Here is a 12,655-nt window from a genome sequence, read left to right as displayed (position 1 = left end):
AACGATTCAGCAGCGAAGTTATGAGCCCCCCGAAAGGCTGTCAACCCCTCCGGCGCGGGCCGATCGCCGTGACCCTCCCGTGACACCGGGCCGTCGAAGAATTTCGACACGAACCCATTGACGAGCCCCGGTTGGCATGCCTAACGTCCCGGCAACCCAATTGAAACCTTTCACGACGCCGTGGGGCCGTCCCGCCGGCGCCGTCGAGGAGCCCCTCATGACCCACCCGTCCGACACGGGACCGGCCCCGGTGCTGGCGCTGAAGGACCTCTCGAAGTCCTTCGGCGCCGTGCGCGCCCTGCGGGACGTGTCCCTGGAACTGTTCCCCGGCGAGGTGCACGCGCTCGCCGGAGAGAACGGCGCGGGCAAGTCGACCCTCATCAAGACGCTCGCCGGCGTGCACCGACCCGACGCCGGCCAGGTGCTGCTGGACGGTGAGCCGACCGTCTTCCACGGCCCCGCCGACGCCCGCGACGCGGGCATCGCGGTGATCTACCAGGAACCCACGCTCTTCCCCGACCTCTCCATCGCCGAGAACATCTTCATGGGCCGTCAGCCCCGGCGGACGCTCGGCCGCATCGACCACAAGGCGACCCGCGCGGCGACCGCGGCCCTCATGAAGCGGCTCGGCGTCGAGCTCGACCCCGAGCGTCCGGCGCGCGGGCTGTCCATCGCCGACCAGCAGATCGTCGAGATCGCCAAGGCCCTCTCCTTCGACGCCCGCGTCCTGATCATGGACGAGCCGACCGCCGCCCTCACCGGCAGCGAGGTGGCCCGTCTGTTCGGCGTGGTGCGCACCCTGCGCGAGCAGGGTTCCGCGGTGCTGTTCATCTCGCACCGGCTGGAGGAGATCTTCCAGATCTGCGGGCGGGTGACGACCCTGCGCGACGGGGCCCTGATCTCCAGCGAGCCGCTGGAGGGCATGACGGAGGACGACCTCGTACGCCGGATGGTCGGCCGCGACCTCGACGAGCTCTACCCGAAGCAGGACGTCGAGGCGGGCGAAGTCGCCCTCAGCGTGCGGCGGCTGACCAGGGAGGGCGTCTTCACCGACGTCTCCTTCGACGTCCGGCGCGGCGAGATCGTCGGACTCGCCGGTCTCGTCGGCGCCGGGCGCACGGAGGTCGCGCGGTCGGTGTTCGGCGTGGACCGCTGGGACGCCGGGGAGGTGGAGGTCGACGGCCGGGCGCTGACCAACGGCGCCCCCTCCGTCGCCATGGCGGCCGGACTCGCCCTCGTCCCCGAGGACCGGCGCGCCCAGGGACTGGTGATGGACATGTCCATCGAGCGCAACATCGGCCTGACCGGGCTGCGTACGACGGTCAGGGCGGGCCTGATGGACCGCGGGGCCGAACGCAGCCGCTCCCTCGACTGGGCGGTCCGGCTCCAGGTGAAGTACGCCCGGATCGCGGACACCGTCGCCACGCTCTCCGGCGGCAACCAGCAGAAGGTCGTCCTCGCCAAATGGCTGGCCACCGGCCCCAGGGTGCTGATCGTCGACGAGCCGACCCGTGGCATCGACGTGGGCACCAAGGCCGAAGTGCACCGGCTGCTAGGCGAGTTGGCCGCCGACGGGGTGGCCGTCCTGATGATCTCCTCCGATCTGCCCGAGATCCTCGGCATGGCGGACCGCGTACTCGTGATGCACGAGGGCCGGCTCACCGCCGAGATCCCGCGCTCCGAAGCCACGGAGGAATCCGTGATGGCCGCCGCCACCGGGAGGGCCGCCGCATGACAGCCATCGAACGGGCCGCCCGGGCGGCCCGGACCGACCGCCGCCACGGCGGCCGGACGACCGTCACGGAGAGGGCCGCCCGCATGACCCCGATCACGCCCCGGAGGGCCGCCGCATGACGGTCACCGCGCCCACCCCCGCCCCCGCCACCGAGGTGCCCAGGTCCAGCGGCACCCGGCTGGTGGACCGCGTCTTCAAGATGCGCGAACTCGCCATCCTGGCCGTCTTCCTGGTGATGATCGCCGTCACCCAGCTCGGCAACAGCGAGTTCCTGTCCGAACAGGGCATCAAGGACCTGCTGCTGAACGCGACGATCCTCGTGCTCGTCGCCACCGGCCAGTCGCTCGTCGTCATCACCCGCAACGTCGACCTGTCGGTCGGCTCGACCCTCGGCATCAGCGCCTTCGCGGCCGGCACCTACCTCCAGGGCGGCGGCAACCCCGTCGTCGCGGTCCTGCTCGCGGTCCTGCTCGGCGTCGGCTGCGGACTGCTGAACGGCGCCCTCGTCAGCCTCGGCCAAGTGCCCGCACTCGTCGTCACCCTCGGCACCCTCTACATCATCCGCGGCGTCGACTCCATCTGGGTCGGCTCCCGCCAGATCACGGCGGCCGATCTCCCCGGCGGCTTCGTCGACTTCGGCTCCGGCGGCATCTCGGCGGTCCCCTATCTCGCGCTGATCGCCCTGGCCGTCCTGGTGGTCGCCGCGTACTTCCTCAAGCACTTCGGCGGCGGCCGCGAGCTCTACGCGCTCGGCTCGAACCCGGAGGCCGCCCGGCTCGCCGGCATCCCGGTCCGCAAGCGCATCCTGACCGCGTACGTCGTCTGCGGCGGCCTCGCCGGACTCGCGGGCGCCCTCTACCTCGCCCGGTTCGGCAACGTCGACTCCGGCACCGGCAACGGCTACGAACTCACCGTCGTCAGCGCGGTCGTGGTCGGCGGAGTCGTCTTCACCGGCGGCTCCGGCAGCGTCTACGGAGCCGCGCTCGGCGCTCTGCTGCTCACCTCGGTCAACAGCGTCCTGCCCGCCCTCGGCGTCAGCTCCGTCTGGGTGCTCGCCATCAACGGCATCCTGCTCATCCTCGCCATCGCGGTCGACCGGATCGTCGCGCTGCGCGTCGCCTCCGCACTGAAGAAGAGGAACGCCCGCCATGGCTGACTCCCCCTTCGCGCGCGCCGTCCGCTGGGACACGGTCGTCGGCGCCCTCCTCATCGTCCTGCTGCTCTTCTCCTTCTCCTTCGTGGACGGCTTCGGCAACGCGCTCAACCTGTCGTTCCTGATCGGCAACACCCTCCCGATCGCGTTGATCGCCCTGCCCATGACCCTGCTCGTGGTGGCCGGCGAGATCGACCTGTCCGTCGCCTCCACGGCCGGGCTCTCCGGATCGGTGATGGGCGCCCTGTGGAACCAGGGCATGGCGATCGAGACGATCATCCCGCTCTGCCTGGTGCTCGGCGTGGTGTGCGGGCTCGTCAACGGCCTGCTGGTGACCCGGCTCGGGCTGCCGTCGCTCGCCGTCACCATCGGCACCCTGGCCGCCTACCGCGGCATCGCGCAGATCGTGCTCGGCTCCGACGCCGTGACCGACTTCCCCGTCCCGTACCAGGACTTCGCGGCCGGACGCATCGGCGACAGCTTCGTCCCGCAGGCGTTCCCACTCTTCCTGGTACTGCTCGCGGTCGCCGTGATCGTGCTGCACGCCACCCCCTTCGGGCGCTCCGCGTTCGCCATCGGCGCCAACGAGGAGGCCGCCCGGTTCGCCGGCATCCGGGTCAGGCGGCACAAGCTGCTCCTGTTCGTCGCGACCGGCTTCATGGCCTCGCTGACCGGTGTGTTCTGGGCCCTGCACTACGCCAGCGCCCGCTACGACAACGCCACCGGGCTCGAACTGTCCGTCGTGGCCGCCGTCCTGCTCGGCGGCATCGACTTCGACGGCGGCAGGGGCACGCTCGGCGGCGCGATCGCGGGCGTCTTCCTGCTCGGCTCGCTCCAGAACGTGATGAGCCTCCTGAACGTCTCCGCGCAGTCGCAGATCGTCGTCACCGGCGTCCTGCTCGTCGTCTCCGTGCTCGGCCCCCGGGTCGGGCGCCAGATCTCCGTGGCGAGGGCGGGCCGCAGAGCCGCCGCCCCGACCCCGAACCCGTAAGCCCGCTCCACTCAGCCCCGTCGTCATCACCGTGGTCCGCTCACCGTCGCAAAGGAACCCTCAGCCATGCGCACATCATCGATCCGCCGCACCTGCGCGGCGCTCGCCGCCGTCACCTCCCTCGCCCTCGCCGTCACCGCCTGCGGCGGCACCACCAAGGACGACGTCAAGGACTCGGGCGGCTCCGGCGCCGCCGCCGGCGCCAAGGCCGACCCGAACGCGGCCACCAAGAAGGGCCTCACCGTCGGCTTCCTGCCCAAGGCGGTCAACAACCCGTACTTCACCTCGGCGGACAAGGGCGGCGAGAAGGCGCTCACCGAACTGGGCTCGAAGTACAAGGAGGTCGGCACCAGCAGCGCCACCGACACCAGCGGCCAGGTGAGTTACGTCAACACGCTCACCCAGCAGCAGGTCGACGCCATGGCGGTCTCCGCGCAGGACCCCGGCGCCCTGTGCACCGCGCTCAAGCAGGCCATGTCCAACAAGATCAAGGTCGTCACCTACGACTCCGACACCAAGGCCGAGTGCCGCAACGCCTTCGTCTCGCAGGCGAGCGCCGAGGACCTCGGCCGTACCGAGGTGCAACTCCTCGCCGAACAGATCGGCTACAAGGGCGAGATCGCCATCCTGTCCGCCGGTCAGACCGCGACGAACCAGAACACCTGGATCGGCTACATGCAGGACGAGCTGAAGGACCCCAAGTACAAGGACGTGAAGCTGGTCAAGGTCGCCTACGGCAACGACGAGGCCCAGCAGTCCTTCCAGCAGACACAGGGTCTGCTCCAGGAGCACCCGAACCTGAAGGGGATCATCTCGCCGACCACGGTCGGCATCAAGGCCGCCGCCCAGTACCTGTCCGGCTCCAAGTACAAGGGCAAGGTCAAGCTGACCGGCCTCGGCACCCCCAACGACATGCGCAAGTACGTCAAGAACGGCACGGTCGAGGCCTTCGAGCTGTGGGACCCGGCCAAGCTCGGCGAACTCGCCGCGCGCACCGCCGTGGCGCTCTCCTCGGGACAGATCACCGGCAGGGAGGGCGAGACCTTCAAGGCCGGTGACATGGGGTCCTTCACCATCGGCAAGGACGGTGTGATCAGCCTCGGCAAGCCGACCGTCTTCGACGCGAAGAACATCGACCAGTTCGACTTCTGACGTCCCGCCGGGCCGGCGGCGCCCGCGGGCCGGCCCGGCCCACTCCCAGGCCCCGGAGGGTCATCGATGCAGCGTGTGTGCTTTCTGCTGAAGGTCCGGGCGGACCGCCTCGACGCGTACCGCGAGCGGCACGCCGCCGTGTGGCCCGAGATGCTCGACGCGCTCTCGGCCACCGGCTGGCACAACTACTCGCTCTTCCTGCGCGAGGACGGCCTGCTGGTCGGCTATCTGGAGACCGAGGACTTCGCGGCCGCGCGGGCCGCCATGGAAGCCACCGACGTCAACGCCCGCTGGCAGAAGGAGATGGCGCCGTTCTTCACCGCGTTGGACGGCGCCAGACCCGACGAGGCCATGAAGCCCCTCACCGAGGTGTTCCACCTCGCCTGAAGGGCGCCCGCCGCTTCACCCGGCAGGCACCGCCCGGCCCCCGCGCACCCGGGCCCGCCCAGCGCGTCCCGTCCCCTCGGCGGCACGCGCGTCCCGTACCGCCCGAACCGTCCCCGCCCGCAGTCCGACCGAGGAGCCCGCGCATGAGACGACGCACCGTACTGACGACTGCCCTGCTGGGCGCCGTGGCCGGCCCCGCGCTCACGGCGGGGACGGCCCGGGCGGCCGCCCCCGGCCCCTCCGTCACGCGGACCGGCACCACCCGACTCGACGCCCAGGCCCTCTACTTCGTCTCCTACGACGGGCTGGTCAACAACAACTCGTTCCAGAAGAACGGCCTGTTGACCTATCGCGGACACCAGTACGCGGCCTGGTACACCGGGGACCGCAGCGCGGTCGTCGCCCGCCGCGCCCTGGGCGGCTCCACCTGGTCCACGATCACGCTCGGCCACAAGCTCAAGAGCGACGACTCCCACAACGTGATCTCCATGGGCGTCTCCAGGACCGACGGCCGGCTGCACCTGAACATGGACTCGCACAGCGACGGCTTCTTCTACGTCAAGTCGGTGGCCGGGCTGCTCGACAACCCCGCGTCGACGGCCTGGACCTCCGCCGTGCTCGGGGCCGTGCAGACCTCCCTGGACGGTCTCGCGCTCACGACGCAGTTCACCTATCCGCAGTTCGTCGCGACACCGGAGGGCCGCCTCCAGCTCTCGTACCGTGCGGGCGTCTCGGGCAACGGGCGCAACGCCCTCGCGGAGTACGACGGTTCGGCCTGGAAGGCGCTCGGCGAGTGGTCCGCCTCCACCGGGACCTACACCAGCGCCCACGGATCGAGCACCGCCCGCAACATGTACCTGCACGGGATCGACTACGACGTGAACGGCCGGCTGCACTCCTTCTTCACCTGGCGCGAGCAGAACGCCGCCGTGATGTGCAGCGCCGGAGGCATCACCAACCACGACACCGGCTACGTCTACTCCACCGACCGGGGCCGCAGCTGGCGCAACGACGCGGGCACCGTCGTCGGCACCACCGGAACCACGGGCACCGTCGCCGTCACCGGCACCGGACTCGTCGTCGACGCCCTCGACCCCGACCACTCCCTGATGAACCAGGAGAGCCAGGCCACCGACGCGGCGGGACTGCCGCACGCGATCATCAGCTACGTGCCCGGACGCTTCGGCCAGTGCACCACCGGCTACGTGAAGGACCGTACGGCGAACGGCCGGGCCTTCCACCTCCGCAAGGGCTCCTCGGGCACCTGGACCAAGACCGAGATCCCCATCGCCCTGAACTCCAGCCAGCGCACCAAGCTGGTCCTCGACCGGTACGACAACGCCTACGCGATCCTGCCGTTCGGGCGGATCGCGGGCGCCTCGAAGTCCTCCGGGCACACCGACTGGACGCTCCTGTTCGACGGCGGCGGCCTGAACGCCTTCGGCGAGGTCGTCATCGACGAGACACGCGTCCCACAGGACGGAACGCTGTCCGTGATGTACCAGGAGAAGTCCGGCGGCACCACGCCGTCGGCCCTGCACGTCGTCGATTTCCGCCTGCCCTCCTGACCCCCGGCTCCGGCCCGCTCGCGGATAATGTGAGGGCCCGCCCGCCGCTACTCGCTCTACTCGTGGAGGTTCCCGCCCGATGGCCCAGTCGGTGGGTATCAAGGACGTCGCCCGTGCCGCCGGAGTCTCCGTCGGCACGGTCTCGAACGTGATCAACCGCCCCGACTCGGTGGCGTCCGAGACGAGGGCACGTGTCCTGTCCGCCATCGACCGGCTCGGCTACGTACGCAGCGAGTCGGCACGCCAGCTGCGGGCCGGGCGCAGCCGGATCATGGGGCTCCTCGTCCTGGACATGGGCAACCCGTTCTTCGTGGACGTCGCGCGCGGCGCCGAGCGTGCCGCGCGGCAGGCCGGACTCGGTGTCATGGTCTGCAACAGCGCCCAGTCCCCGAGCGAGGAGGCCGACTATCTGTCGCTCTTCGCCGAGCAGCGGGTGCGCGGGGTGCTGCTGACGCCGTCCGACGCGAGCGGGCGCAACATCGAGGCGTTCCGCCGCAACGGCATCCCCTTCGTGCTGGTCGACCGGGTCGCGGACGGCACCACCGAGTGCTCGGTCTCCGTCGACGACGTGGCGGGCGGCGCACTGGCCGTCCGGCACCTCGTGGACGCCGGACACCGCTCGATCGCGTACGTCAGCGGACCACCCGGTCTCAGCCAGGTGAGGGACCGCCGTACGGGCGCTCTGAACGCGCTGCGCGAGGCGGGCCTAGGCCCGGAGAGCCTGCGCGAGCTGCCCACCGAGCGCCTGGACGTGGCCGCGGGCCGCGACGCCGGCGCCCGGCTCCTGGGCCTCGCCGAACGGCCCACCGCCGTCTTCTGCGCCAACGACCTGCTCGCCCTCGGACTGCTCCAGGCCATGTACGCGGCCGGCGTCGGCGTCCCCGACGACCTCGCGATCGTGGGGTACGACGACATCGAGTTCGCCGCCGCCGCGGCCGTCCCGCTCACCTCCGTGCGCCAGCCTGCCGTGACCATGGGAGCCCTCGCGGCCGAGCTGCTGCTGGAGGAGATCGACGCCGAGACCGCGCCCACGCCGCACGAACACCGCCGCGTCGTGCTCCAGCCGGAACTGGTCGTGCGCCACTCCAGCCTCGCTCCACGCTGACCAGCGGTTCAGTTCCCCGTCACCGGCCTGCTGAGCCACTGTTCAGTCCCTCTTCCCGGTCCCCGGGCCGCGGAGCCCGGGAGGCATGTGCTGAACTGGGACGCAGTCTGGAATCCGTACGACTCGGGAGACCTGTTGACCGTCAGCTACCGCCAGCCCGGTGTCGTCCTCACCGACCACCGCTTCACCGTGCCGCTCGACCACGACCGGCCGGCCGGTGAGACCGTCGAACTCTTCGCCCGCGAGGTCGTCGCGAGCGACAAGGCGCACCAGAACCTGCCGTGGATGGTCTACCTCCAGGGCGGCCCCGGCTTCGGAGCGAATCGTTTCGTCGGCCGTCAGGCCTGGCTCGACCGGGCCCTGAAGGACTTCCGTGTCCTGCTGCTCGACCAGCGCGGCACCGGGCACTCCACGCCCGCCAACCGGCAGACGCTCCCGCTGCGCGGCGGCGCCCGCGAGCAGGCCGACTACCTCGCGCTCTTCCGCGCCGACTCCATCGTCCGCGACTGCGAGGCCATCCGGCCCGGACTCACCGGCGGAGCGCCCTGGACGGTCCTCGGCCAGAGCTTCGGCGGCTTCTGCACCGTGCACTACCTCTCCACGGCCCCCGAGGGACTGAGCGCCGCCGTCGTCACCGGCGGCCTGCCCTCCCTCGACGCCCACGCGGACGACGTGTACCGCGCCGCCTACCCGCGCATCGAGCGCAAGGTCGCCGCGCACTACGCCCGCTACCCGCAGGACGTCGAGCGCGCCCGCCGGATCGCGGAGTACCTGCTCCAGCACGAGCCGGTGCTCAGCGGCGGCTACCGCCTGACCGCCGAGGCCTTCCAGTCGCTCGGCATCCTTCTCGGCGGCAGCGACGGCAGCCACCGCCTGCACTACCTGCTGGAGGACGCCTTCGTCCGCACCCCGCAGGGCCACACCCTCTCCGACGCCTTCCAGGAGGAGGTCCAGGCCCTTCTGTCGTACGCGGGCCACCCCCTGTACGCGCTCGTCCACGAGGCCATCTACGCCCAGGGCGGCCGTCCCACCGCCTGGTCCGCGGAGCGGGTGCGCGGCGAGTTCCCGCAGTTCGACGCGGCCAAGACGCTCGCGGACGACGGGCCGCTGCTGTTCACCGGCGAGTCCGTGCACCCCTGGATGTTCGAGACGGACCCGGCACTGCGCCCGCTGCGCGACACCGCCGAGGAACTGGCCGCGCGCACCGACTGGGCGCCGCTCTACGACCCGGCCCGCCTCGCCGTGAACGAGGTACCGGTCGCGGCGGCGGTCTACCACGACGACATGTACGTCGACGCCGGCCACTCGCTGGCCACCGCGCGCGCCGTCCGGGGCCTGCGGACCTGGGTGACCGACGAGTTCGAGCACGACGGAGTACGGGCCGGCGGTCCGCGTGTCCTTGACCGGCTGCTCGCGCTCACGCGTGACGACGTCTGATCGACCCGGCCTCCTCTAGGATTCTGACGGACTGTCAGAATCCTGAGGGGGCAAGGATGATCGACACCACCCGCACGGACATCCCGGAGGACGAGCGACGGCTCCGCCTCGACGTCGAGGACGGGATCGGCGTCCTCACCCTGTGCCGGCCCGCGAAGCTCAACGCGTGGAGCTGGGAGTCCACACGCCAACTCGGCCTGTTCGCCGACCGGATCCGCTTCGATCCGTCGGTCCGGGCGGTGCTGCTGCGGGCCGAGGGGCGCGCCTTCTGCGCGGGCATCGACGTGAGCGCCCCGGGCGGCGCGATCACCGGCCGCTCGGATGCCGAACGCGCCCGCGCCTACTACGAGGGCCTTCGCTGGGCCCACGAGCGCTTCGCGGCCTTCGCACGGCTGCCGCAGCCCGTCGTCGCGGCCGTCCAGGGCTACTGCCTCGGCTTCGGCTTCGAGCTCGCGCTCATGGCGGACATCAGGATCGCCGCCCGCGACGCCGTGTTCGCCCTGCCCGAGGCCCAGTTGGGGCTCGCCGTCGACGCCGGCGGGGACCTGCGGATCGCCCGCGAGGCGGGCGCGGGGTGGGCGAAGTTCCTCGCGCTGACCGGGAGACGACTGGACGCGGCGACGGCCGAACGCCTGCACCTCGTCCAACTCGTCACCGAAGAAGCCACCTTGGACGAGACCGCCCGAGCCGTCGCCGCCGAGATCGCGGCCAACGCGCCGCTCGCCGTGCAGGCCGTCAAACACGACATCGACGCGTACGCCGAAGCCCCGCTGACCGCGGCGCTCGACCGGACCGCCCTGTCGGCCGCGCTCACCCTCACCTCCGAGGACGCGGCGGAGGGATACGCGGCCAGGGGCGCCCGCCGCGCGCCCCGCTTCGAGGGAAAGTGACCCACGTGTTTTGATCGGTCACTGTTGTGTACGACGAGACAGCCAGGGGGGACCGATGCACGACAGTGAACTTCTCGCGGACAGGTTCGAGGAGCACCGGGGCCGGCTGCGGGCGGTGGCCTACCGGATGCTGGGATCGCTGAGCGAGGCGGACGACGCCGTCCAGGAGACATGGCTGAAGCTCGGCCGCACCGACCCGGACGAGATCAGGAACCTGGGCGGCTGGCTGACCACCGTGACCGGCCGGGTGTGCCTGGACATGCTGCGCTCCCGCACCGCGCGCCGCGAGGACCCGCTGGAGCCCTCCGGCACCTTCGTCCCCGACCCCGTCGTCAGCCCCCTGGACCGGATCGACCCCGAACAGGAGGTGCTGCTGGCCGACTCGGTCGGGCTCGCCCTCCTCGTCGTCCTGGAGACCCTGGAGCCCGCCGAACGGCTCGCCTTCGTCCTGCACGACATGTTCGCTGTGCCCTTCGACGACATCGCGCCCGTCGTGGGCCGCAACGCCGCCGCCACCCGGCAGCTCGCCAGCCGGGCACGCCGTCGCGTCAAGGCAGCCGCGCCCGAGCCCGAGCGGGACGTCGTCCGCCAGCGCGAGGTCCTCGACGCCTTCCTCGCGGCGTCACGCGGCGGGGACTTCGAGGCGCTGGTCGCCGTCCTCGATCCGGATGTCGTGCTCCGCGCCGACGCGGGCGCGCTGGTCGGCGGCGTGACCGTGTCCAAGCTGGTGCGCGGCGCGGAGGCGGTGGCCCGCCAGGCCCTCGCCTTCCGCCGGTTCGCGGCGAGTTCCCGGCTCGTCCGGGTCAACGGCGAGGCGGGCGTCGTCGCGATCGTGGACGGCCGCCCGCAGTCGGTCATGGCGGTCACCGTCGCCGACGGCAGGATCACCGCGATGCACATCCTGGCCGACCCCGAGCGTCTCGCCCGACTCGATCTCGCGGGGGAGAAGCCGGGAGAGTGACGGTCAGCCGGTGAAGGGACCGCGCCCCAGCTGGTCCCGCACCGGTGTGACCGGCGGGGCGACCAGGTCCCTGCGCTGCCAGTTGGCGCCGTCGACCACCAGGGTGTGGCCGGTGATGAAGCGGGCGTAGGGGGACGCGAGGAAGGTGGCGGCCCAGCCGAGTTCACGGGGTGTGCCGACGCGCAGGGCGGGCTGCCGCCGCCCGAGCGCGTCGGCCGCCCCGGCCGGGCGTTCGCCGAGACCGCCGCCGTCGTGACCGCCCTGACTGCCACCGTCGTGACTGCCCCGCCCGTCACCGGCGTGCCGACCGTTCTCGGCGTGCCGCCCGTCACGACCGTCCGTGGCGCCGGCGCCTCCGCCGCCCCGGCCGTTCTCGGCGTGCCGGCCGACCCCACCGACCCCGGCGGACCCGCCGACCCCGCCGGACCCGCCGACCCCACCGCACCCGCCGGACCCGTCGTTCTCGGCGTGCCGGCCGTCCGTGCCGTCCCGGTCGTGCCGTCCGCCGCCGATCGCCGCCCGGCCGTCCCCAGGCCCGCTGCCGGTCCCGGCCCCCGCGGGGTTGGCGTCGGTCACGGCCCGGGCCAGGTTGCCGCGGATGTCGTCCGTCATGTCCTCGTGCGGCATCAGTCCCGGCACCAGACCGTTGACCTGGATGCCGTACGGTCCCCACTCGACCGCCAGGGTGCGCACGAGGCTTTCCACGCCGGCCTTGGCCGCGGCGCTGTGCGCGAAGCCGGGGCCGCCGGTCCAGGCGTAGGACGCGCCGACGTCGATGACCGAACCCGGCGTGCCCGCGGCGAGGTGGCGCCGTCCGAACTCACGGGTCATCAGGAACGTGCCCGTGAGGGTGATGTCGACGACAGCCTGCCAGGCGTTCGGGGACATGTCCTCCGTGGCGACGGGGAAGTTGGCGGCCGCGTTGTTGACCAGCACGTCGGGCAGCGCGTGCGCGTCGAACACCTCGGAGACGCGCTGGGGGTCCCGTATGTCGCAGACCGCGGAGCTGACCCGAGTGCCCAGCTTCGCCAACTCCGCCCGTGCGGGCGACAGATGGCGCTCACGGCGGCTGACGATCAGCAGATCGGCGCCCAGCCGGGCGAACTCCGCCGCGATCGCCCTCCCGAGTCCGGTGCCGCCGCCGGTGACCAGCACCAGTGAACCGTCGTACGTCCCGGCCGGCAGGGCGCTGGCGCCGAGCGGGGGAGGGACGGGGAGGCCGGGGAGCGCGATGTCGTCCATGGCGGACTCGATACCCGGTGGGCCCGAAGACATC

General features: G+C 71.8%; 12 protein-coding genes. 11 read left to right on the top strand and 1 reads right to left on the bottom strand.

Annotated elements, in window-relative coordinates:
• The first annotated feature begins 217 nt into the window (after window positions 1-217).
• The 11 genes from ACFYYF_RS03485 to sigJ all read left to right on the top strand — a co-directional run bounded on the left by ACFYYF_RS03485 (window position 218) and on the right by sigJ (window position 11,379).
• Window positions 218-1,735: a sugar ABC transporter ATP-binding protein gene (locus ACFYYF_RS03485; RefSeq protein WP_361675518.1), complete on the top strand. Its 1,518-nt coding sequence runs from the start codon at window positions 218-220 to the stop codon at window positions 1,733-1,735.
• Entirely contained in the window at window positions 1,732-1,854 is a 123-nt protein-coding gene (locus tag ACFYYF_RS03480; protein WP_388770942.1) for a hypothetical protein, read from the top strand. Before ACFYYF_RS03485 ends, ACFYYF_RS03480 begins: the two co-directional genes overlap by 4 nt.
• The gene (locus ACFYYF_RS03475; protein WP_388770940.1) at window positions 1,851-2,891 is read left to right on the top strand and encodes an ABC transporter permease; all 1,041 of its coding nucleotides are present in this window, start codon (window positions 1,851-1,853) and stop codon (window positions 2,889-2,891) included. Before ACFYYF_RS03480 ends, ACFYYF_RS03475 begins: the two co-directional genes overlap by 4 nt.
• The gene (locus ACFYYF_RS03470; protein WP_388770937.1) at window positions 2,884-3,879 is read left to right on the top strand and encodes an ABC transporter permease; all 996 of its coding nucleotides are present in this window, start codon (window positions 2,884-2,886) and stop codon (window positions 3,877-3,879) included. The genes ACFYYF_RS03475 and ACFYYF_RS03470 overlap by 8 nt, the downstream gene beginning before the upstream one ends.
• Window positions 3,880-3,945: 66 nt before the next feature.
• Window positions 3,946-5,031: a rhamnose ABC transporter substrate-binding protein gene (gene rhaS, locus ACFYYF_RS03465; protein ID WP_388770935.1), complete on the top strand. Its 1,086-nt coding sequence runs from the start codon at window positions 3,946-3,948 to the stop codon at window positions 5,029-5,031.
• 66 nt (window positions 5,032-5,097) lie between these two features.
• Entirely contained in the window at window positions 5,098-5,418 is a 321-nt protein-coding gene (locus tag ACFYYF_RS03460) for an L-rhamnose mutarotase (RefSeq protein WP_361675503.1), read from the top strand.
• Between the two features lie 143 nt (window positions 5,419-5,561).
• On the top strand, window positions 5,562-6,986 hold the full coding sequence (locus tag ACFYYF_RS03455; RefSeq protein ID WP_388770932.1) for a BNR repeat-containing protein: 1,425 nt from the start codon (window positions 5,562-5,564) through the stop codon (window positions 6,984-6,986).
• A gap of 79 nt (window positions 6,987-7,065) precedes the next feature.
• The gene (locus ACFYYF_RS03450) at window positions 7,066-8,091 is read left to right on the top strand and encodes a LacI family DNA-binding transcriptional regulator (protein ID WP_388770929.1); all 1,026 of its coding nucleotides are present in this window, start codon (window positions 7,066-7,068) and stop codon (window positions 8,089-8,091) included.
• A 135-nt stretch (window positions 8,092-8,226) separates the two neighbouring features.
• The gene (locus tag ACFYYF_RS03445) at window positions 8,227-9,528 is read left to right on the top strand and encodes an alpha/beta fold hydrolase (protein ID WP_388771546.1); all 1,302 of its coding nucleotides are present in this window, start codon (window positions 8,227-8,229) and stop codon (window positions 9,526-9,528) included.
• A 56-nt stretch (window positions 9,529-9,584) separates the two neighbouring features.
• Window positions 9,585-10,418, top strand: coding sequence for an enoyl-CoA hydratase/isomerase family protein (locus tag ACFYYF_RS03440; RefSeq protein ID WP_388770926.1), 834 nt, complete (start codon window positions 9,585-9,587; stop codon window positions 10,416-10,418).
• 55 nt (window positions 10,419-10,473) lie between these two features.
• Window positions 10,474-11,379: an RNA polymerase sigma factor SigJ gene (gene sigJ / locus ACFYYF_RS03435; RefSeq protein ID WP_388770923.1), complete on the top strand. Its 906-nt coding sequence runs from the start codon at window positions 10,474-10,476 to the stop codon at window positions 11,377-11,379.
• A gap of 3 nt (window positions 11,380-11,382) precedes the next feature.
• On the opposite strand, the gene ACFYYF_RS03430 is transcribed toward sigJ, so the two are convergent.
• On the bottom strand, window positions 11,383-12,621 hold the full coding sequence (locus ACFYYF_RS03430; RefSeq protein ID WP_388770921.1) for an SDR family oxidoreductase: 1,239 nt from the start codon (window positions 12,619-12,621) through the stop codon (window positions 11,383-11,385).
• Window positions 12,622-12,655 lie beyond the last annotated feature (34 nt).

This window comes from Streptomyces sp. NPDC001914 (assembly GCF_042891215.1).
In the GTDB taxonomy this organism is placed as follows: domain Bacteria; phylum Actinomycetota; class Actinomycetes; order Streptomycetales; family Streptomycetaceae; genus Streptomyces.
The sequence above is the reverse complement of the archived record's forward strand: the minus strand, read 5'-3'. Positions and strand labels throughout refer to the sequence as shown.